This window comes from Jiangella endophytica (assembly GCF_003427025.1).
In the GTDB taxonomy this organism is placed as follows: domain Bacteria; phylum Actinomycetota; class Actinomycetes; order Jiangellales; family Jiangellaceae; genus Jiangella; species Jiangella endophytica.
On record NZ_QVAI01000002.1, the window covers coordinates 22024 to 41594 of the forward strand.

Annotated in this window: 18 protein-coding genes, 1 tRNA gene and 1 pseudogene; 5 read left to right on the top strand and 15 right to left on the bottom strand. The window is 72.2% G+C overall.

The genetic code is table 11. The features are described from left to right. Positions 1 to 3: 3 nt before the first annotated feature. The 3 genes from DZA62_RS04475 to DZA62_RS04485 all read right to left on the bottom strand — a co-directional run bounded on the left by DZA62_RS04475 (position 4) and on the right by DZA62_RS04485 (position 2718). Positions 4 to 894, bottom strand: a complete 891-nt coding sequence (locus tag DZA62_RS04475) for a MarR family winged helix-turn-helix transcriptional regulator (RefSeq protein WP_116947606.1) — start codon at positions 892 to 894, stop codon at positions 4 to 6. Between the two features lie 167 nt (positions 895 to 1061). Next, entirely contained in the window at positions 1062 to 1583 is a 522-nt protein-coding gene (locus DZA62_RS04480) for a hypothetical protein (protein WP_116947607.1), read from the bottom strand. 76 nt (positions 1584 to 1659) lie between these two features. After that, positions 1660 to 2718 (bottom strand): DNA polymerase III subunit beta family protein, encoded by a 1059-nt coding sequence (locus tag DZA62_RS04485; protein WP_116947608.1) that lies wholly within the window; start codon positions 2716 to 2718, stop codon positions 1660 to 1662. 89 nt (positions 2719 to 2807) lie between these two features. Here DZA62_RS04485 and DZA62_RS04490 point away from each other — a divergent pair, with 89 nt between their 5' ends. Then, entirely contained in the window at positions 2808 to 3560 is a 753-nt protein-coding gene (locus DZA62_RS04490) for a 3-hydroxybutyrate dehydrogenase (RefSeq protein WP_116947609.1), read from the top strand. A 107-nt stretch (positions 3561 to 3667) separates the two neighbouring features. Here DZA62_RS04490 and DZA62_RS04495 read toward each other — a convergent pair whose 3' ends face one another. From DZA62_RS04495 to DZA62_RS04515, 5 genes are all read right to left on the bottom strand, one after another. Further along, on the bottom strand, positions 3668 to 4543 hold the full coding sequence (locus tag DZA62_RS04495; protein ID WP_116947610.1) for an alpha/beta hydrolase: 876 nt from the start codon (positions 4541 to 4543) through the stop codon (positions 3668 to 3670). Beyond that, positions 4540 to 5598 carry an alpha/beta fold hydrolase gene (locus tag DZA62_RS04500; RefSeq protein ID WP_116947611.1) on the bottom strand — a complete coding sequence of 353 codons (1059 nt, stop codon included), beginning with the start codon at positions 5596 to 5598 and terminating at the stop codon, positions 4540 to 4542. The genes DZA62_RS04495 and DZA62_RS04500 overlap by 4 nt, the downstream gene beginning before the upstream one ends. 55 nt (positions 5599 to 5653) lie before the next feature. Continuing rightward, complete coding sequence (locus DZA62_RS04505; protein WP_116947612.1) at positions 5654 to 6652, bottom strand: Gfo/Idh/MocA family protein; 999 nt, start codon at positions 6650 to 6652, stop codon at positions 5654 to 5656. A 9-nt stretch (positions 6653 to 6661) separates the two neighbouring features. Further along, the gene (locus tag DZA62_RS04510) at positions 6662 to 7576 is read right to left on the bottom strand and encodes an SDR family oxidoreductase (RefSeq protein ID WP_116947613.1); all 915 of its coding nucleotides are present in this window, start codon (positions 7574 to 7576) and stop codon (positions 6662 to 6664) included. 381 nt (positions 7577 to 7957) lie between these two features. Then, positions 7958 to 8653: a response regulator transcription factor gene (locus DZA62_RS04515; protein WP_116948126.1), complete on the bottom strand. Its 696-nt coding sequence runs from the start codon at positions 8651 to 8653 to the stop codon at positions 7958 to 7960. Positions 8654 to 8739: 86 nt separating this feature from the next. On the opposite strand from DZA62_RS04515, the gene DZA62_RS04520 reads away from it, so the two are divergent. Together DZA62_RS04520 and DZA62_RS04525 are read left to right on the top strand one after the other, a co-directional pair. Further along, positions 8740 to 11346, top strand: a complete 2607-nt coding sequence (locus tag DZA62_RS04520) for a sensor histidine kinase (RefSeq protein WP_116947614.1) — start codon at positions 8740 to 8742, stop codon at positions 11344 to 11346. Next, positions 11291 to 12250: a DUF3500 domain-containing protein gene (locus DZA62_RS04525; protein ID WP_116947615.1), complete on the top strand. Its 960-nt coding sequence runs from the start codon at positions 11291 to 11293 to the stop codon at positions 12248 to 12250. The genes DZA62_RS04520 and DZA62_RS04525 overlap by 56 nt, the downstream gene beginning before the upstream one ends. 270 nt (positions 12251 to 12520) lie before the next feature. Here the strand turns inward: DZA62_RS04525 and DZA62_RS04530 are convergent, their stop codons facing one another. Next, the gene (locus DZA62_RS04530; RefSeq protein ID WP_116947616.1) at positions 12521 to 12760 is read right to left on the bottom strand and encodes a helix-turn-helix domain-containing protein; all 240 of its coding nucleotides are present in this window, start codon (positions 12758 to 12760) and stop codon (positions 12521 to 12523) included. Here DZA62_RS04530 and DZA62_RS35505 point away from each other — a divergent pair. Beyond that, a pseudogene (locus DZA62_RS35505) lies at positions 12757 to 13029 on the top strand (hypothetical protein); the annotation flags it as partial. The gene DZA62_RS04530 and the pseudogene DZA62_RS35505 overlap by 4 nt on opposite strands. Before the next feature lie 3 nt (positions 13030 to 13032). On the opposite strand, the gene DZA62_RS04535 reads toward DZA62_RS35505, so the two are convergent. Then, positions 13033 to 13881 (bottom strand): SDR family NAD(P)-dependent oxidoreductase, encoded by an 849-nt coding sequence (locus DZA62_RS04535; protein WP_116947617.1) that lies wholly within the window; start codon positions 13879 to 13881, stop codon positions 13033 to 13035. Between the two features lie 78 nt (positions 13882 to 13959). Here DZA62_RS04535 and DZA62_RS04540 point away from each other — a divergent pair, with 78 nt between their 5' ends. Then, on the top strand, positions 13960 to 14382 hold the full coding sequence (locus DZA62_RS04540; RefSeq protein WP_116947618.1) for a winged helix-turn-helix transcriptional regulator: 423 nt from the start codon (positions 13960 to 13962) through the stop codon (positions 14380 to 14382). Here the strand turns inward: DZA62_RS04540 and fxlM are convergent. The 5 genes from fxlM to DZA62_RS04565 all read right to left on the bottom strand — a co-directional run bounded on the left by fxlM (position 14363) and on the right by DZA62_RS04565 (position 19558). Beyond that, positions 14363 to 15562 carry a methyltransferase, FxLD system gene (gene fxlM / locus DZA62_RS04545; protein ID WP_198663422.1) on the bottom strand — a complete coding sequence of 400 codons (1200 nt, stop codon included), beginning with the start codon at positions 15560 to 15562 and terminating at the stop codon, positions 14363 to 14365. The genes DZA62_RS04540 and fxlM overlap by 20 nt on opposite strands. A gap of 66 nt (positions 15563 to 15628) precedes the next feature. Further along, a tRNA-Thr gene (locus DZA62_RS04550) sits at positions 15629 to 15704 on the bottom strand. 78 nt (positions 15705 to 15782) lie between these two features. After that, positions 15783 to 17027 carry a L,D-transpeptidase gene (locus tag DZA62_RS04555; RefSeq protein ID WP_116947620.1) on the bottom strand — a complete coding sequence of 415 codons (1245 nt, stop codon included), beginning with the start codon at positions 17025 to 17027 and terminating at the stop codon, positions 15783 to 15785. A gap of 30 nt (positions 17028 to 17057) precedes the next feature. Next, the gene (locus DZA62_RS04560) at positions 17058 to 18668 is read right to left on the bottom strand and encodes an alpha/beta hydrolase (RefSeq protein ID WP_116947621.1); all 1611 of its coding nucleotides are present in this window, start codon (positions 18666 to 18668) and stop codon (positions 17058 to 17060) included. Beyond that, positions 18665 to 19558: a PSP1 domain-containing protein gene (locus DZA62_RS04565; RefSeq protein WP_116947622.1), complete on the bottom strand. Its 894-nt coding sequence runs from the start codon at positions 19556 to 19558 to the stop codon at positions 18665 to 18667. Before DZA62_RS04565 ends, DZA62_RS04560 begins: the two co-directional genes overlap by 4 nt. Between the last annotated feature and the right edge of the window lie 13 nt (positions 19559 to 19571).

Genomic DNA, 19571 nt, shown 5'->3' on the forward strand with positions numbered 1-19571 from the left:
CCGTCATTCCCACGGCGGGAGGACCTTCTCGAACCAGTGATGGGCGTACAGCTCGGCGTTGAAGGCCGGCACCTCGGTGTAGCCCGCCGACCGGTAGAGCGCGATCGCCTCCGTCAGTGCCGCGTTCGTCTCGAGCCGGACGGCGGGCGCACCGTGCTCCGCAGCCTGGCGTTCCAGTTCTTCCAGCAGGCGGCGGCCGAGGCCCAGCCCGCGGGCGGACTCGTCGACCCACATGCGCTTCAGGTGCGCGGGCCCGGCGTCGTGGAACAGCAGCCCGCCGCACCCCACCGGCGTCGCATGCAGCGTGGCGACCAGGAGCAGCCCGTTCGGCGGGCGCAGGTCGGCGGCATCGGCACGGATGCCACGGTCCAGGGAGAACCCGCCGTCGAACCGGACGTCCAGCTCGGCCGCGTAGGCGCGCAGGCAGTGCTGGGCGACCGGGTCGTCCGGGTCGGTCACCGCGAAGCGCACCGTGGCCGCCGTCAGCAGCCGCTCCACGTCTGCCATCGCCGCGACCAGACGCTCGCGCTGCCGATGCGGGAGCGTCTCCAGCAGCTCCGCGGCGAGCGCGTCGCTGCGCTCGTCCAGCAGGTCGCGCTCGGCCCGGCCGTCGCCGGTGAGCCGGGCCAGCGTCACCCGGCGGTCGGCCGCGCCGCGCTGCGTCGTCACCAGGCCGGCCGCCTCCAGAGAGCGCAGCAGCCGGCTGACGTAGCCGGAGTCGAGGCCGAGCGCGGCGCGCAGCGACCGCACGTCGCGGCCCTCGCCGATCTCCCACAGCAACCGCGACTCGCCCAGCGGCCGGTCGCGGGCCAGGAAGCGGTCGTTCAGCGCGCCGACCTGCTGCGTGACGACGCGGTTGAACCGCCGCACCTGCGCGACCATCGTCTCGTCCATTCTCTGACTCTAGTCAGACGACTTGGGCAGGACGAGGCGTAGGAGGGCAGGACGTTGGTGACGCCAGCCTGGAGCCGTGCTGCTGGCGGTCGACCTTGGCGGCCTGGTGCGGCATCGCTCGATGAGCCGACGGCGCCCTTCGAGAGTCGGTGGCGCGTTCCTGTGTGTCACTCCTCGCCACCATCATGTGTGGCTGCCTGCCCCGCGAGTCTTTGCACCGACTTCTTGTCGATGAGGTCCGCGACCTGTGTGATCCACTGCGTCATCTGATCCGCGTACGGACCTGCCGACAATGCGTCACTGAGCTCTCTGGCAGTCGACAGGTGGGTGTTCGCGGTGTCGAACGAACCGAGGCGGCGAAAGTTGTCTGCGAGGTTGAGGTACAGGCTCGGCAGGAAGCCGGCCACATCGAAGCCGACGTCGAATTGCTGAGCACGCTCATCGGTGAGGGCCGTGGCGGCATCGAGAGCGCGGACGTCCCAGATGAGTGCCTCTGCGGGGTCTTCGTGGAGGTCAGCCAGGTAGTGAGCGAGCGTGCAGCGGTGGAACGGGTCGCCTGCGGCTCCGATCTGTTGCCAGATGGCGAGCAGGTCGCATCGGGCCGACGCGATGTTGCCCTCGCGTCCCGAGACCACGGCTTTGCTGATGGCTTCCATCGTCGGATCGGGTGTGGCGGCAGCTGCGGTCATGAGAGTGGTTCAGTCCTTGTCATCTTCGGTGGCGATCGCGGCGTTCGGGCCGTCGTTCAGGGCGTCGTGGTGTCGGTCACGACGCCGGGTTTCGGCAGGGCATGATGAGAGTGGTGAGGTCGCCGTCGTCGGCTGATCGGACGGTGGCCGGGTGCTCGGGCCCGCGGAGGTCGAGCATCAGGTCGTTGCCTAGTGCGTGGCTCAACGCTGGGTACACCGTGGTCAGCTCGAACCAGAGCGTCAGGTCGGGACCTGTCGCCGTGCCGTCGAGCTCCACGACGTCGTCGGCCAGCAGGAGACTCGGCCGGCCACCCGCTACCCGCAGACCGACCTTCTCGGAGGCCTGCTGTTCCAGTGCCTTGACGACCTGCTGCTTCTCGACAGTGACGCGATGCGTCAGCGGTGGGAGTGCACCGATCAGGCGCCGGTCGTCAGGGAAGACCTCGGTCAGCAAGCGGCAGTGCACCACGGCGCCGTCGACCGTACGGAGGTCCAGGGTCCGTTCGCCCGCTTCCAGCGTCACGGTGAGACTTCGCCGGAGCCGCGAGGTCGTGGCTTGGAGATCGTCTCCGGCTAGCGTCCCTGCCCAAGAAGCGGCAGACGGCTGGCTCGGCACCAGCGTTCGCGTGGTGAGGCGGTAGCGATCGGTCGCGGTCAGCGAGATGGCGTCGGGATCTGCTTCCAGGCGCACACCACCCAAGACAGGGATCTCGGGGTCGTGAATGGTGGTGGCCAGGACCTGATCGACAGCCGCCGCGAGGACCGGGCCCGGCAGCACGCAGAGACTGAGGCAAGCGCCCTCACCGAGGGACGCCTTGAGCGTCGCAGCGGCTTGTCGAATCCCGGTGGCCTCCACGGCGACCTTGGCGACCTGATCGTCGATCAGGCGCGCCGCCTCCTGGGCGCCGGCGGTGAAGAACCTGCCGATGGTGGGCAGCGGCATCCCGATCTCGCGCAAGTGACGCAACCGCGTGGCACGCACGAGCTGCGACTCGCTGTAGAACCGGTACCCCGTCAGCGGGTCGACCTGCTCGGGACGAAGCAAGCCGGCATCGTCATAGAACCGCAACGCGCTCGCAGTCAGTCCGGCGAGCTTGGCGAACGCGCCGATCGACATCAACTCCGGGTCAGCCACCCGAACATCGTCGGGTCTCAACCAACTCGAAGGTCAACCCGGCGTCAGCCGTCGACAACATCTCGCCCCGCAACACCTAGGGTGCCGTCATGGCCGAACTCGATCTGGACGGACGGCGGGCACTGGTCACCGGCGGCGGTGGCGGCATCGGCGCCGCCGTGGCCGGGCGGCTGGGCGCGGCCGGCGCCCACGTCATCGTCGCCGACGTCGACGGCGAGCGCGCGACCTCCGTGGCCGCCGGCTGCGGCGGCGAGCCGTGGCAGGTCGACCTCTCCGACACCGCCTCCCTGGCCGCGGTCGCGCTGGACGTCGACGTCCTGGTCAACAACGCCGGCATCCAGCACGTCGCCCGGCTGGAGGAGTTCCCGCCGAAGCGCTTCGCGTTCATGCTCCGGCTCATGCTCGAGGCGCCGTTCCTGCTCATCCGGGCCGCGCTGCCCGGCATGTACGCGCGCGGGTGGGGCCGCGTCGTCAACGTGTCCAGCGCGCACGGCCTGCGGGCCAGCCCGTTCAAGTCCGCCTACGTCGCCGCCAAGCACGGCCTGGAAGGGCTGTCGAAGGTGACCGCACTCGAGGGCGCCCCGCACGGCGTCACCTCGAACTGCGTCAACCCCGGCTACGTCCGCACGCCCATGGTCGAGGCGCAGATCGCCGGCCAGGCCGAGGTGCACGGCCTGCCCGAGGACCGCGTCGTCAGCGACATCCTGCTGGCCAACGAGGCGATCAAGCGCCTGATCGAGCCCGACGAGGTCGCCGAGGCGGTCGCCTACCTCGCCAGTCCGGCGGCCCAGTCGATCACCGGCACCGACCTCGTCCTCGACGGCGGCTGGTCGGCCCGCTGACCCCACCCCAAACCCAAGTTGATCTTGGAGTTCTTCGTCCATCAATCGGACAAATTCACCCGCGATTGCCGAAGAACTCCAAGATCAACTTGGGCGCGTCGCGAGGGCTAGACCGAGGTGCCGACGGCGTAGGAGATCAGCCGGACCGCCTGGGGTTCGAACAGGACGGTGTAGTGGTTGACGCCGCCGGCAGGGATCACCCGGACGGTCGGCGGCAGACCGGCGGCCGCGATGCGATCGGCGTCGAGCAGGCCCTCCGGCTCGTCCATCAGGCCGCGCGCGGCGTACAGCAGGGTCGCCGGGACCGTGCCGTCGCGCAGTGAGCGCAGCACGACCGGATCGGCCAGCACGTCGGCGCCGTCGGCACGGACGGCATCGAGCACGCAGGACGAGTGGCGGTCGCCGTCGGTGCCGATGAGGTCGTGGCGCAGGTACGCCGTCAGCCGGCCGCCGTACGACGCGTCGAGGGCCGGGCCGACGGCCGGATGCTCGCGCCAGAAGTCCAGGTACGCGGCCTCGTCGGCGAACGTCATGGTCAGTCGCCGCATCGCCGGGCCGATCACCTGCTCCAGCGCGGCGTCGATGTCGCCGTCGGGCGCCGGGAACGCGACGCCGCCGTCGACCAGGACCAGCGACGACACGCGCGACGGGTACAGGTACGCCGTCAGCGCGGCGACGTAGGCGCCCATCGAATGGCCGAGCAGCACCGCCGACTCCACCCGCGCGGCGTCGAGGACGGCGACGACGTCGGCCGCGTGCGCGGCCAGCCCCCAAGGCCCGCGGATCGACCTGCTGTCGGCCCGGCCCCGCAGGTCGGGCGCGAGCAGCCTGACCTCACCGTCGAGCGCCTGCGCGACGGCCCCGAAGGCCAGCGCGTTCGCGGTGATGCCGTGCAACGCCATGACGACGGGCGCGCCGGCCGCGCCGCGTCCCAGCTCGTGTACCGCCAGCGTCCCACCGTCGACTGCGACCCCGAGCGTCATCGCTCGTCCAACCCGCTGACCAGCGCGGCGACGAAGTCGTCCGGTTTCTCGATGTGCGGGCTGTGCGCGGCGTCGTCGATGACGGTCTCGCTCGTGACACCGCCGGCGGCGCGGTAGGCGTCGAGGACGGCACGGGTCTGCGCGACCATCGGCTGCGGCGGCGCGACATCGTCGCCCGGCCAGCCCGGCACGGCGCCGATGGCGCCGAGGTAGGCGAGGTCGAACAGCGACGTGTCGGAGACGATGACGTCGTCGGCGCCGCGGATCCAGCGGATCGGCGGCTTCGGGTCGATCGCGTCGAGGCCGTCGAGCCGCAGGTGCGTCGGCGCCATCGTGTTGAGGACGCCGCGGGTGCCCGGGCCCACCCCCGGCCAGGCGTCGGTGGGCACGGCGTCGCCGGGATAGTGGTCGTCGCCGACCGCCGTCGTCAGCATCGACTCGACGTAGGCGTCGGCCAGCTCCGGCACGAACGGCGGCTTCACGTACGACGACAGCATGACCTGGCGAGGCGACAGCGCGCCGTCGTCGCCGCGGTCGCCGTCGCGCAGCCGGGCCACGAACTCCGGGTTGGCCGCGCCACCGCCGGACCCGGCCGCCGACGGGTCGGCCAGTGCGCCCCCGGCGCCGCGGGTGGCGCCGAAGCCGTACGGCGACACCGGGTTGACCAGCGTGACCGACCGGTACCGCGACGGTGCGTCCAGCAGCAGCTGCAGCACGACGGCGCCGCCCATGCTCCAGCCGACGAGGTGCGCGTCGTCCAGCCCGAGCACGTCGAGCAGCCCGGCGACGTCGTCGGCGTAGTCGCGGACGCCTCGGGTGGCGTCGACCGGCCGCGTCTCGGTGCCGCCGAAGCCGCGCAGATCGACCGCGACCGGGCGGAACCGCTCGGGCAGCCGGAGCATCGCCGGCTGCCAGAACACGCTGGACGAGACGTTGCCGTGCACGAACACGACCGGTTCCCCGGTGTCGCGTCCGGCGACCGAGAGTGTGTTGACGATGAGCCGCGGCGTCGGGTGGCGGGTCTGCGTCACACCCGGCATGAGCATCGTTGTCATGGCCCCCTCCTCAGGAGGATGATGCCCTACCCGAGGCCGGTTGGCGCGGGGGCCGCTACCCGTTGGGAAAGCGCAACCCGATCTGCCGGCGGATCTCGTCGAGCGTCTCCATGATCGCCACCGTCTCATCCAGCGGCATGACGGCGCTCTCGGTGGCGCCCGCGCGCAGCAGCCGGCCGACCTCGACCGCCTGGTGGCGCAGGCCGCCGCCGACGCGGGTGTGCTCGTATCGCTCGGGCTCCGGCGACCCCGGACGCAGCAGCGAGAACGACGTCGGCGCGTACCAGACGTCGTCGATCTCCAGGCGCGCCCGGGTGCCGGTGATGACCGCACGGTTCGCCGTACGCGCCCGCAGCGTGGTCGTGACGACGGCGTGCGCGCCGCTCGCGTAGGTGAACACGGCCGACGTCTGGGCGTCGACGCCGTTCGGCGAGATCGTCCCCGCCGCGCTGACGGTGTCGGGCCGGCCCAGCACGTATGACGTCAGCGACACCGGATAGATGCCGAGGTCGAGCAGCGCGCCGCCGGCGAGGTCGGGCCGCTGCAGCCGGTGACCGGGGTCGGCCGGGATGGCCTGCCCGTGATCGGCCACGACGGTCGTGATCTCACCCAGCACGCCCGAGCGCAGCAGCTCGTCGATGCGGCGGAAGTGCGGCAGGAACCGCGTCCACATCGCCTCCATGAGGAACAGCCCGCGCTCGCGCGCCAGCTCGACGACGTCGCGGGCCTCGGCGGCGGTGACGGTGAACGGCTTCTCGCACAGCACCGGCTTGCCGGCCTCGAGCGCGAGCCTGATGTTCGCCGCGTGCGCCGTCTGCGGGGTGGCGACGTACACGACGTCGACGTCGGGGTCGTCGACCAGCTTCTCGTACGAGCCGTACGCCCGCGGGACGTCGAACCGGCCGGCAAAGCCGCTCGCGCTGTCGTCGCTGCGCGACCCGACGGCGACCACCTCGGCGTCGTCGACGAGCTGCAGGTCGCGGGCGAACGAGGCCGCGATGCCGCCGGTGCCCATGATGCCCCAGCGGATGCGGCCGGCCGAGTCCGACGTCATGTGGTCTCCCTAGCGGTACCCCGTGACGTCGGCGGGCTTGCCGGCGTCCTGGACCTCGACGATGTAGCGCCAGGCGTCCGGCCGGCTCCCGTCGAGGTCGGTGAAACCATAGACCTGCGCCAGTTGCCCGCTGGACAGCGACTGCCCGTTCCACCGGGCGACGTCCGGGTCGGCGGCCAGCGCCGCGACCGCCCGGCCCACGAACCGCGGCGTCTCCGAGATCGCGAAGTGCGGCTCGTCGCCGAGGGCGTCGCGCCAGTTCGCCTCCGAGACACCGAAGTGGCTCAGCATGATCTCCGAGCGCAGCCACCCCGGCGTCAGCGCGACGGCGGTCGCACCATGGGGCGCGAGCTCCTTGGACTGCCCGAACCCCATGCGCAGGACCGACGCCTTCGCGAGGTCGTAGAAGAACGTCACCCGGTAGTTCGTCGCGTTGTAGTCGGCCGTGCCGTCGGTCATCTCGACGACCAGGCCGCCCGGCCGCCGGATCAGCAGCGGCAGCGCGTAATGGCTGGTGATGATGTGCGTGTCGACGGCGAGCCGGAGCAGCCGCAGCCCCTTGTCCAGCGAGTGCTCCCAGAGCGGGTCGTTCCAGCTGAACAGCAGCTCGCCGCCCCAGATGTCGTTCACCAGCACATCCAGCCGGCCCTGCTCCGCGTCGATGCGGCCGACCAGCGCCTCGACCTGCTCCGGCACCAGATGGTCGACCTGCACCGGGATGCCGGTGCCGCCGGCCGCGGTGACCAGCTCCGCGGTCTCCTCGATGGTCTCCGGGAGATCCTGCTCCGACCGTTGCGCCCGGGTCGTGCGCGCGGTGCAGTACACCGTCGCCCCGGCCGCCCCCAACTCGACGGCGATCCCCCGCCCTGCGCCGCGCGACGCCCCGGTGACGAGCGCGACCTTGCCTTCCAGCGTCGTGTCCATACGACGATGGTGCGCGGCGTTCACTGACACGGAGTGTCAGCTATCGCCTTCGGCGAGTCGTCGGAGCGCGTCGAGGCGGCGGTCCCAGGCGAGCGCGGTCGCGTTGGTCCAGCGGCCGGTGTCGGCGAGCCGGTCGGACCGGACGCCGTAGCGGACCTCGCGGCCGGCCCGGTGCTTCCGGACCAGCTCGCTCAGGGTCGGCGGTCATGCCACCTGCTTGCGCGCGAGGTCGGCCAGCGTCTCCAGCCCGCCGCCCCAGCCGTCCTCCGTCGCCGCGATGTCGACCTCACGCACGACCTCGTCCGACATGACTCGCCTCCAGCAGAACCTCGGAACTGTCACCCAACGTGACACATCCCGAGATCAACCGCAACCGAATGGTTACAGGTCGGCCGGCAGCTGGAAGCGGTACCCCAGACCGGGCTCGGTGATGAAGTAGCGCGGCTTCGACGGCTCCGGCTCCAGCCGCTGCCGGATCTGCGTCATGAACACCCGCAGGTAGTTGGTCTCGGTCCCGTACGCCGGGCCCCACACCTCGTGCAGTAGCTGCTCGTACGTCACCAGCCGGCCGCGATGCCGCACCAGGACCTCGACGATGTGCCACTGGCGGGGCGTGAGGCGGACGGCGGTGCCGTCGCGTACGACCCGCTTCGCCGCGAAGTCGATGGTGAAGTCGTCGGTCTCGACCACGGCGTTGCCGTCGGGCAGGACGGCACGCCGGGTGGCAGCACGCAGCCGGGCGAACAGCTCGTCCATGCCGAACGGCTTGGTGACGTAGTCGTCGGCGCCGAGGTCCAGCGCCTCGACCTTGGCCGCCTCGGTGCCCCGCCCGGACAGCACCAGGATCGGGACGGACGACCAGCCGCGGATGCCCCGCACGACGTCGAGGCCGTCCATGCTGGGCAGCCCGAGGTCGAGGATGACGGCGTCGGGGTGGTGGCGGGCGGCCAGTTGCAGCGCCTGCTCGCCGGTGCCGGCGAGATCGGCGGTGTACCCCCGGGCCTTGAGGTTCAGGGCGAGAGTCTTGCGGATGCCTGCGTCGTCGTCGACGACGAGCACCCGGCCGGCCGGCTCCATGCCGCCGATCGTAGCCGGACCACGCCGGACGGACCGGCCGTCCCGTCCGATGAGCATCGGCGGTCCACTGCGGTCAGACTGGTGCTATGGGACGCGGTCAGCTGCGGATCTACCTGGGCGCCGCACCGGGCGTCGGGAAGACGTTCGCCATGCTCGAGGAGGCGCATCGGCGGCTGGCGCGCGGGACGGACGTCGTCGTCGGGTTCGTCGAGGCGCACGGCCGGGCCCGGACGTCCGAGCTGATCGCCGGCCTCGAGGTGGTGCCACGACGCACCGTCCGGTACCGCGGCGGCACGTTCGAGGAGATGGACCTCGACGCGGTCCTGCGGCGCAGACCCGAGGTCGCGCTGGTCGACGAGCTCGCGCACACCAACGTGCCCGGTTCGGAGAACGCGAAGCGCTGGCAGGACATCGAGGAGCTGCTCGACGCCGGCATCACGGTGCTGTCGACGGTGAACGTCCAGCACCTGGAGTCGCTCAACGACGTCGTCGAACGGATCACCGGCGTGCCGCAGCGCGAGACCGTCCCCGACGTCGTGGTGCGGCGCGCCGACCAGGTCGAGCTCGTCGACATGACGCCCGAGGCGCTGCGCCGCCGCATGGTGCACGGCAACGTGTACGCCTTGGAGAAGGTCGACGCGGCGCTGGGCAACTACTTCCGGGTCGGCAACCTGACGGCGCTGCGCGAGCTGGCGCTGCTGTGGCTGGCCGACAAGGTCGACGATCAGCTGGACCGGTACCGCGCCGACCACCACATCGACGACACCTGGGAGGCCCGCGAACGCGTCGTCGTCGCGCTGACCGGCGGGGCCGAGGGCGAGACGCTGATCCGCCGGGCCGCGCGCATCGCCGCCCGCGGCAGGGGCGCGGACCTGATGGCCGTGCACGTCATGCCCAGCGACGGGCTGGTCGGCGCGAACCCGACCCTGCTGGCCCGGCAGCGGCTGCTGGTCGAGAGCCTCGGCGGCACCTACCACCAGGTGCTCGGCGAGGACATCCCGGCGGCGCTGATCGAGTTCGCGCGCGGCGTCAACGCGACCCAGCTCGTGCTCGGTGCGAGCCGACGCGGCCGGCTGGCGCGGCTGTTCTCCCACGGCGTCGCGCTGACGACGATGTCGCTGGCCGGCTCGATGGACGTCCACCTCGTCCCGCACCGGCAGGCCGGACGCGGCCGGACCGCCGCGCTCGGCAGCCCGCTGTCGCGGCACCGTCAGGTGGCGGGCTTCGCGCTGGCGCTGGTCGGGCTGCCGCTGCTGGTGCTCGCGGTCCGGGTGCTGCGCGGTGACGTGTCGATGGCGACCGGCGAGCTGTTGCTGCTCGCGATGGTCATCGCGGTGGCGCTGGTCGGCGGCATGTGGCCGGCGCTGCTGGCGGCCGCGGGCGGGTTCCTGCTGCTGAACTGGTTCTTCACCGAGCCGATCCACTCGCTCCAGGTCAACCAGGTCGAGAACGTCCTCGCGCTGGCGGTGTTCCTGCTGGTGGCGATGTCGGTGAGCTTCGTCGTCGACACCGCGGCCCGGCGCACCCGCGAGGCGGCCCGGGCCAGCGCCGACGCGCAGAACCTGGCCACCGCCGCGGGCAGCATGGTCGGCAACCCCCGGCCGCTGATCGGGCTGCTGGAGCGGCTGGTCGAGACGTACGGGCTGACGTCGGTGACGCTGCTCGAGCGCGTGCCCGGCGTGCCGCGGCTGCCGGGCAGTCAGGAGGATCCGTCCGCCTGGGCCGTCGTGGCGTGCGTCGGCGAACGACCCTGCCTGACGCCCGCCGACGCCGACGTCGAGGTGCCGATCGACGACGTGCTGTCGCTGGCGCTGCGCGGTCCCGCGATGCCGGCCGAGGACCGCCGGGTGATCGAGGCGTTCGCCGCCCAGGCGGCCCTCGCCCTACGTCAGGAGCGGCTGGCCCGCGAGGCGGCGTCGGCCGGCACCCTGGCCGAGGCCGACCGCATGCGCACCGCCCTGCTGGCCGCCGTCGGCCACGACCTGCGCACCCCGCTCGCCGCCGCCAAGGCCGCCGTCACCAGCCTGCGCAGCGACGAGGTCCGGTTCGACGCCGACGACCAGGCCGAACTGCTGGCGACGGCGGACGAGTCGCTGGACCGCCTCAGCGAACTGATCACCAACCTGCTCGACCTCAGCCGGCTGCAGGCCGGCGTGCTCGGCGTCGCACTGCGCCCCACGGCGGCGGCCGACACCATCGCGCGCGCCCTCGACGAACTCGGCGAGCCGGGCCGGCGGGTGACGGTGCAGCTGCCGGCCGACCTGCCGCGCGTCGACGTCGACCCGGCCCTGCTGGAGCGGGTGCTGGTCAACGTCATCGGCAACGCGCTGCGGTTCAGCCCGCCTGACCGGCCGCCGACCATCACCGGACGCGAGGACGACGCCGTCGTCGAGCTGCGGGTCGTCGACCACGGGCCGGGCATCCCCGAGGAACAGCGCGACCGCGTGTTCGTCCCGTTCCAGCGGCTCGGCGACAGCGGCACCGGGGTCGGGCTCGGGCTGGCGCTGTCGCGCGGGCTCACCGAGGCGATGGGCGGCACGCTGACCCCCGAGACCACGCCTGACGGCGGACTCACCATGCGACTGGCGGTCCCGGTCGAGGACGAGGACCCGTCGACGGCTGGCAGAGTGGAGTTCGATGACCGATCCGATGACCTCCGCGGCGACGACGTTCCTCGCCGCGCTCGACCCTGACCAGCTGGCACGGGCGCACGCGCCGTTCGAGGCCGCCGACCGGCGCACGTTCACCTACCTGCCGCGGTCCCGGCCCGGGGTCGCGCTGGGCGAACTGTCCGACGGGCAGCGGTCGGCGGCGCTGGAGCTGCTGGCCACCGGACTGTCCGCCGCCGGGCTCGCCGACGCACGGGCGATCATCGACCTGGAGACGGTGCTCGGCGCGGTCGAACGAGCGGCCGGCGTGGCGACTTGGGAGCGGCGACAGCCGGGGCTGTTCTGGTTCCGGGTGTTCGGGGCGCCCGGGCCGGCGCCGTGGGGGTGGCGGGTGGGCGGGCACCATCTGGCCGTGACGGCGACGGTCGCCGGCGGGCGGGTGGTGGCGACGCCGCAGTTCTTCGGCGCCAACCCGGCCACGATCCCGGCGGGCTTCCCGGGTGCCGGTCGGCGGACGCTCGCGGCCGAGCAGGACCTCGGCCGGGCGCTGGTCACGTCGCTGCCTCCGGCCGAGCGGGCCGCCGCCGTCACGTCGGCGGAGGCGCCGCACGACATCCTGACCCGCGACGACCCGGTCGCCGACGCCGGCCGCATCGCGCCCGGACTCGCGTACGGCGACCTGCCACCGGCCGGGCGGGAGCTGCTGGAGCGGCTGATCCGCCAGTACCTCGGCCGGGTGACGACGGCCGCGGCGGAGCCGGCCTGGGCCGAGATCGTCGCGGCCGGCCTGGAGCGCGTCACGTTCCGCTGGGCCGGCCCGGTCGAGCCGGGCCACGGCCACTACTACGCCGTCCTGGGCCCGACGTTCCTGCTCGAGTACGACAACACCCAGCACGACGCGAACCACATCCACTCCGTCTGGCGCGACCTGCGCCACGACTGGGGCGACGACCTGCTCGCCGCCCATCACGCGGCGCACCACGCCTAGCTTCGCTCGGCCTCCAGCCCCCGAGTGACACCGGTCGCCGGATTTCTAGGCCCGTGGACGGCGATGATCATCAAGGATCGCCCACCCCACCAGGACTTCTCCCGCTCTACCAGGCATGCATGCCTGGTAGAGCGGGAGAACCCCTGGTGCAGGGGCTCCGAAGATGACCGCACGCCGCCGTGGGCTCCGTCGCCCGGCCCCGATCCCGTCGAGCAGCGCCGGCGGCGGGCCGAGCGCGAGCAGGGCGTGGCGCCGGCCTGATCGCCAGGCTCAGGAGTAGTCGATGCCGGCGCGGTCGAGGATCTCGGTGAGGGGGACCTCGAGGCCGCGCGCGTAGCGGCCGAGCTCGATGACGTCGATGCGCCGCTCGCCGGACTCGAACAGCGACACCTTGCGCTGGGTGAGGCCGAGCCGTTCGCCGAGTTGGGTCTGCGTGAGGCCGAGCTCTTCCCGCAGCTGCCGGAGCGTGGCGTACAGCCGCTGGTACTCAGGAGCCCGGCTGTCGACCACCTGCTCATCCGACCGTCAATGATCGAGTAGCCAAAGTTTGGCTATCGATATATCGTGCGCCTGTGGCTCAGCCGAACACCCCGGTCCGGTACCGCGCCCGCTGCCCGAAGTGCTCCTGGACCGGGCGCGAGTACTCCCGGTACTCACATGCCGAAGAAGCCGCCCGTGACCACGCCAAACGCCACTTCCACGACACCCACGTCATCGATCACTACGGCCTGCGCATCGCCGGATCGACCATCAGACCGGCCGAGGCAGACTCCTCATAGTCGTCATTTCCGACCACTACGGACCACCGCCTCGAGCAGGGTCTCGGTACGGCCGGCCAGCCGGGCCGCCACGTCCGGGTCGAGCGTGGGCAGGGTGAGCGGGAGGTGCCGCGCGCGGTCGACGGCGGTCAGCGGCTCCGACGGCGGCGTGTCGAGGAAGCCGCCGTCGATCGGCGCCACCGCCGCCTCGACCGGCCGTGCGAACAGCCGCGCCGCCACCCTGATCGCGGTGCGGGTGAGCCGAGGGAGGGTGGAGAGGTCGCCGCTGCGGGTGAAGCCCGGGTGATAGAGGACGTACGGCACGCGCTCGCCGTGGCGGGCCGCGTAGCCGACGCCGAGCAGGTCGTTGGCGCGGCCGGCCTGCAACTGCGCGGCCACCGCGCTGTAGCGCCGGGTCAGCTGGAGGTCGTCCCACTGAATCGACCCCTTCGTGACGCCGACGCCCGCGACGTTGACGATGACCGGCGTGGCGCTGCGCGACAGCGCCGGGGTGAGGCCGTGGCTGAGCAGGTAGCGGCTCAGGTAGTAGAGGGCGAAGGTGCTCTCCAGCCCCTCCGTGGTCTCGACGCGGCGAGGCCGCACCCGGTTCGCGAACAGCACCAGCGCGTCGACGACCTCGGTGGCCCGGCCCACCGCCTCGACGACGGACCGCGTGCCGGCGACGGTCGTGAGATCGGCCCGGACGAACTCGACCCGCCCGGCTGAGGCGGCCGCGTCGGCGACGAGCCGGGCGCCCTTGTCGACACTACTGCCGACGGCGATGACACGGTCGCCCTTGGCGACCCGGGCCAGCGCGAGCGCGCGCCCCATGCCGTCGGTGCCGCCGCTGATCACGATGGTGCGGGAGTCCATGAATGCTCCGAGGTGGTATCAAACAGTAAGTACAAGCATCATCGGTAACCGTCGCCGTCCAGGGAAGAAGGCACTTTGATGTCCGATACGCACACCGGTGTGCCCTCGGTGGTCGCCGCGCCGCTGCCGAGCCCGGTGCCGGCCGACGAGTACGAGCAGTGCCCCGTCACCGACGTGCTGCGCCGCATCGGCGACAAGTGGACCGTGCTGATCGTCGTGCTGCTGGGTCGGCGCCCCTACCGGTTCAACGAGCTGCATCGCGGCATCCAGGGCATCAGCCAGCGGATGCTGACACGGACTCTGCGCGGACTGGAGGAGGACGGCCTGGTGCATCGGGAGGTGTTCCCCACGGTGCCGCCGGCGGTCGAGTACCGGCTCACCCCGCTCGGCGAGTCCCTGCTCGGCCCGCTCTCCGCGGTCGCCGACTGGGCCGTCCTGCACCAGGACGAGATCACGCGCTCCCGCCTGGCCGCGGCGGTGGTCACGACCAGTCGATCGTGACCACGGTGTGCCGCTTCCGGAGGATGACCGCGCCGGGCGCCATCCGGCCGACGGACGATCCGGCCGGATGGACGGAGATCACCGGCGCCCGGCCGTACCGGTGGTCGCGGTCCCAGGTCCGGATCAGCTCGACCACACGCTCGGCCAGCGGGACGGCGTCGGGGCCGTGGCCGTGGACGCCGAACTCGCACCACCCGCTGGCGGGGTCGACGCGGCGGAGGGCGTGATAGGCGAAACTGCCGCCGTCGACGAAAGCCGGCGTGAGCGGTGGTGTGGCCGGCTCGATCCCCACGAGGGCGGCGTCGGCGCGGGCCGAGCGTAGCCGGCCGGACCCGGGGACCTGGGTGGCCAGCCACAGTTGGAGCCCGTCGAACGGCTCCTGCGGGCCGACGGTGACGCCGGACCACCGCTCGGTACGCGGCCCCCGCACGGCCACCCGAACCCCGTCGACGTCGATCGGCGGGTCGTCGTCGAAGCGGAGCTCGACACCGGGGCCGAGCCGCACCACGTGCTCGGGCCGGGCACCCGCGCCCTGCATGGCGACGAAACCGCACAGCTCGTGCGACCGGCTCACCAGTGCGTCGCCGCTGCGGTCGAACGCGATCGCCCTGGTGTGCCCGCGCAGCCCCAGCGGCACGACCAGCCGGCCGGTGGCGGTGAGCTGGGCGAGCCAGGCCGGCGGGATGTCCCAGGCGCCGACCGTGACGACGATGCGGTCGTACGGTGCGTACTCCGGCACCTCGGACTCGGCGTCGCCGAGGACCACCCGCACGCGCTCGGTCCCTGCGGCGGCCAGGCATCGCCGGGCTCGATCGACGATGTCCGCGTCGATGTCGACGCTGGTGACACTGCCGTCCGGACCGGCGAGCTCGGCCATCAGCGCCGCGTTGTAGCCGCCCGAGCCGACCTCGAGACAGCGCATCCCGGGCTCGATGCCGGCCTGCTCCAGCATCGACGCCTGCAGCCAGGGCGCCGACACCGAGCTCGTCACGGTGCCCTGCGCGTCGCGCTTCGTGACCACGATGTCGTCCGCGTACGCCGCCTCGAGCGAGGCCTCCGGAGCGAACAGGTGCCGGGGCACTGCCGCGACGGCGGCGGCGAGGCGCGCGGTGCGGATCGCGCCCCGCTCACACAGCGAAGCGACCAGGGCGGCCCGCCGCTCGGCGGCATCGCGCGACATCGACCCGGCACCTCCGTGCATGCGAACGGCCGGTCAGGATGGGCCTGACCGGCCGGGACGTGGTGGTGGAGCCGCCTGTCGGAATCGAACCGACGACCTATTCATTACGAGTGAATCGCTCTACCGACTGAGCTAAGGCGGCGCGTGCCCGGCGAACCGGGCACGGTGCACGAGTATAGGGCGTCGAGTGCTCAGGAACCGAATCGGGCCGGCCGACGAGTCAGAGGGCGTCGGTGGTGATGGGCGCGCCGAGGGCGGACCCGGCCACGTACTGGTCCCAGCCGAGGTTCCAGTCGGCCATGCCGGGGTCGCCGCGCTGGAGGAGGTCCTCCGGCCCACGGGTGGAGTGGGCGACGGTGACGATGTCGCCGTACTGGGCGAGCTGGAAGAACGTGGCGCCGTTGGCCTGGCTGAGGTTGATGCACCCGTGCGACACGTTCGCCGAGCCCTGTGACCCCTCGGACCACGACGCCGAGTGGACGAACGTGCCGCTCCAGGTGAGGCGGACGGAGTTCGGCACCTCGAGGTCGTAGAAGTTGGGATCGCCGGGATCGCAGGTGATGTTCGCGTTGCACGACGTCATCTGCCGCGTCTCGAACTTCTCCAGCACGATGTACGTGCCGTTGCGGGTGGCGAACTCGGGTGCGCCGAGGCTGGTGTCCCACGTGGCCGCGACGGTGCCGTCGACGCTGTAGGTGACGGTGTGGGTGGCGGCGTCGACGGTGGCGATCTGGGCCTTGCCGACGGTGAAGTCGAGGTCGTAGGAGCGCCCGCCCCAGAGGTCGTCGCCGGCCTGGACGCCGTTGAGGTCGAGGTCCAGCCGCACCTGGGTGCCGGACGGCCAGTACTCCTTGGGCCGGAAGTGCGCCTCCTGCGAGCTCACCCAGTGCCACGACCCCTCGACCTGCGGGTTCGACGCGACGTGCATGGCCTGCTCGACGTTCTCGCGCTCGGTGACCTCTTGGTCGAACCGGACGGTGATGGGCGCACCCACGCCCACGACGGCGCCGTCGGTGGGCTGCATGCTCAGCGTGAGCCGGTTGCCGTCGGGCACGGCGCCGACGGCGAAGGAGTCGGTGAGCGTGTGCTCCATGCCGAGCCGGTCGGACGCGACGACGGTGACGGCGTAGGCGCCGCCCGGCTCGAGCGGCGCCGAGCTCGACCAGCTGCTGCCGTCGTCGCCGACCTGACCGTCGACCGGGTCGCCACCCTCAGGCGCCACCTGCACGGAGTCGATGTGACCGTTGGGGACGGTGAACGTCAGCGGTGTGCCGAACGCCACTTCGTCGGTGATGCCGTCGAGGCGCAACGGGAGCCGCTGCGCCTTGGGTCCCTCCGCCTGAGCGGTGGGACCGTCGGTGCCGCCGGATCCGCCGGACCCGGAGTCGTCGCCGCTGCACGAGGTCAGCAGCACCGCCGCACTCAGAAGGAGCGCGACCCGGAGGAGCGTCGGACGCAGGCGCATCGTCCCATTATCCGCATACTCCGCCGCGGTTCACGTCCCGCAACTGGCGCCGTCGTCCGGCACCGTCCCGGCCAGCAGGTATGCGTCGACGGCCTCGTCGATGCAATCGCTGCCGGCGAGATAGGCCGTGTGCACGGTGGCGTCATAGGTGAGCAGCACGCCGGACGACAGCTGCTCGGCCAGCGACTGAGCCCACTCGTACGGTGTGGCGGGGTCGCCGGTGGTGCCGACGACGAGGATCGGGTCGGCGCCCGGCGCCGTGACCGGCGGGTGCGGCGCCGGGGTCGCGGCGGGCGTGGCGGTGGGGTCGTCCGTCGCGCCGACGCCGGCCTCGGCCAGGCCGTCGGCCAGCGCGGAGCAGCCGAAACCGCCCCAGGCGAGGAACGGCCCGAACACCTGCGACACCGCGGTGAACTCGGCCAGCCCGGCCTCCGCCTGCTCGGCGGTGGCGGACTCCGGGTGGTCCATGCAGTTGACGAGGCTGATCACCTCGTTGGCGTTGCCGTTGTACGTGCCGTCGCTGTTGCGTTCGAGGTAGAGGTCGGCGAACGTCAGCAGCAGCGTGCCGTCGTCCTCGGTGAGCGCGAGGTCGAGCGCCTCGTTGAGCGGCTCGTACCCCTCGTCGGCGGTGAGATACAGCGGCAGGATGATGCCGTAGAACGCCAGCGCCTCGGTGAGCGGCCGGTTGTCGTCGTCAGTGGCCAGCGGCTCCTGGTCGGCCTGCTGCAGGAGCGCCACCAGGGTGGCGCGGGCCTCGTCCTCGGACGAACCGAGCGCGCAGTCGTCCTGGCTGAAGCACCAGGTCAGGAACGCCGACAGTGCCCGCTCGAAGCCGCGCGCCTGGCCGAGGCCGAGGTCGTCGCCGGTCAGCGTGGGGTCGATGGCGCCGTCGAGGACCAGCCGGCCGACGCGGTCGGGGAACTGGTCGGCGTAGAGCGCGCCGATGAACGTCCCGTACGACTTGCCGAGGTAGTTGAGCTTCTCGTCGCCCAGCGCCGCGCGCAGCACGTCGAGGTCGCGGGCGACGTCGACGGTGCCGATGTGCGGGACGAGGTCGCCGGAGCGGGCCGCGCAGCCGGCGGCGAGGTCCTGGATCGACTCCTCCATGTCGGCGACCTCGGCGTCGTCGTCGGGCGTGGCGTCGGCGGCGAGGTAGTCGTCCAGTTCGGGGTCGTCGACGCAGTCGACGGGGGTGGAGTCGGCGACGCCGCGAGGGTCGAACCCGACGATGTCGTAGCGCTCACGCACCTGCTCGGTGACGACGGAGCCGGCCAGTTGCGCGTACTCGACGCCGGACGCGCCCGGCCCGCCCGGATTGACCAGCAGCGACCCGAGCCGCTCGTCGCCCGTCGCCGGCGCCCGCAGGAGCGCCAGCTCGATGGTGTCGCCGCCGGGGTCGGCGTAGTCGACCGGGACGCTGGCCGTGCCGCACTGGAAGCCGTCGCCGCAGTCGCTCCACTCCAGCTCCTGGGTGTAGAACGACGCCAGCTCGGGGTCGATCCCCACGGTGGCGTCGGGCGCCGGCGTCGACCGGTCCGGGACGTCGGCCGGCGAGCCGCCGCTGCGCTCAGGTTCGGCCGAACAGCCCGCGGCGGCCACGACGGCGACGATCGCCAGCCCGGCCAGGGCACGGAGTCTCACAGGTTCTCCCCGTCGTCCTCGTCATCGTCGTCCTGGATGTCGGGCGTGCGGCGGGCGCCCTGCGCGACCGCGCCCTCGTACGCCTGCCGCGACCCGCAGACGCTGGCCTTCGGGCAGGCGACCCGGCGGCCGGTCTCGCGGTCGCGGACGTACACCGTCTCGGACGGCACGTTGTACGCGACGACCGTGCCCTCGATGCCGTCGTCGGTGGTGACGTCGCAACCGACCGTCGGCACGCTGCGCTTGAAGTCCTGGTAGAGCGGGTGCTCGTACTTGAGGCAGCACATCAGGCGCCCGCACGCCCCGGAGATCTTCAGCGGGTTGAGCGGGAGGTCCTGGTCCTTGGCCATGCGCACGCTGACGGGCTCGAAGTCGGTGAGGAACGTCGAGCAGCAGGTGTCGCGGCCGCACGGGCCGATGCCGCCCTGCACGCGCGCTTCGTCGCGCGCGCCGAGCTGACGCAGGTCGATGCGGGCCCGCAGGGTGCGGGCGAGGTCGCGCACCAGCTCGCGGAAGTCGACCCGGTGCGGTGCGCTGAAATAGATGGTGACCAGCTGGTCGACGTCGGGCCGGGTGTCGACGTAGTCGACGCCGACGATCTTCATCGGCAGTTCGTGGTGACGGATCAGCCGGCGCGCGGCGACCCGGATCTCGGCCCGGCGGCGGCGGTTGCGCTCTTCGCGCTGCAGGTGCTTCTCGGTGGCCTGCCCCTCGCACACGGGCAGTCCGCCGATGTCCTCGCTGACCCACTGCGGCGCCCAGACACACTCGGCGACCTCGGGACCGTCGTCGGTCGGGACGAGAACCTTGTCGCCGACGCGTGGAGTGTGCTCACCCGGGTCGAGGTAGTAGAGCCTCCCGTACCGGGTGAAGGCCACCGCCATCACCATGCCCACGCGTCCA

Coding starts and splice junctions, on each gene's coding strand:
- DZA62_RS04475 (WP_116947606.1), bottom strand. CDS start 894: ATGGACGAGACGATGGTCGCGCAGGTGCGGCGGTTCAACCGCGTCGTC.
- DZA62_RS04480 (WP_116947607.1), bottom strand. CDS start 1,583: ATGACCGCAGCTGCCGCCACACCCGATCCGACGATGGAAGCCATCAGC.
- DZA62_RS04490 (WP_116947609.1), top strand. CDS start 2,808: ATGGCCGAACTCGATCTGGACGGACGGCGGGCACTGGTCACCGGCGGC.
- DZA62_RS04495 (WP_116947610.1), bottom strand. CDS start 4,543: ATGACGCTCGGGGTCGCAGTCGACGGTGGGACGCTGGCGGTACACGAG.
- DZA62_RS04500 (WP_116947611.1), bottom strand. CDS start 5,598: ATGACAACGATGCTCATGCCGGGTGTGACGCAGACCCGCCACCCGACG.
- DZA62_RS04505 (WP_116947612.1), bottom strand. CDS start 6,652: ATGACGTCGGACTCGGCCGGCCGCATCCGCTGGGGCATCATGGGCACC.
- DZA62_RS04510 (WP_116947613.1), bottom strand. CDS start 7,576: ATGGACACGACGCTGGAAGGCAAGGTCGCGCTCGTCACCGGGGCGTCG.
- DZA62_RS04515 (WP_116948126.1), bottom strand. CDS start 8,653: ATGGAGCCGGCCGGCCGGGTGCTCGTCGTCGACGACGACGCAGGCATC.
- DZA62_RS04520 (WP_116947614.1), top strand. CDS start 8,740: ATGGGACGCGGTCAGCTGCGGATCTACCTGGGCGCCGCACCGGGCGTC.
- DZA62_RS04525 (WP_116947615.1), top strand. CDS start 11,291: ATGACCGATCCGATGACCTCCGCGGCGACGACGTTCCTCGCCGCGCTC.
- DZA62_RS04535 (WP_116947617.1), bottom strand. CDS start 13,881: ATGGACTCCCGCACCATCGTGATCAGCGGCGGCACCGACGGCATGGGG.
- DZA62_RS04540 (WP_116947618.1), top strand. CDS start 13,960: ATGTCCGATACGCACACCGGTGTGCCCTCGGTGGTCGCCGCGCCGCTG.
- fxlM (WP_198663422.1), bottom strand. CDS start 15,562: ATGTCGCGCGATGCCGCCGAGCGGCGGGCCGCCCTGGTCGCTTCGCTG.
- DZA62_RS04555 (WP_116947620.1), bottom strand. CDS start 17,027: ATGCGCCTGCGTCCGACGCTCCTCCGGGTCGCGCTCCTTCTGAGTGCG.
- DZA62_RS04565 (WP_116947622.1), bottom strand. CDS start 19,558: ATGGTGATGGCGGTGGCCTTCACCCGGTACGGGAGGCTCTACTACCTC.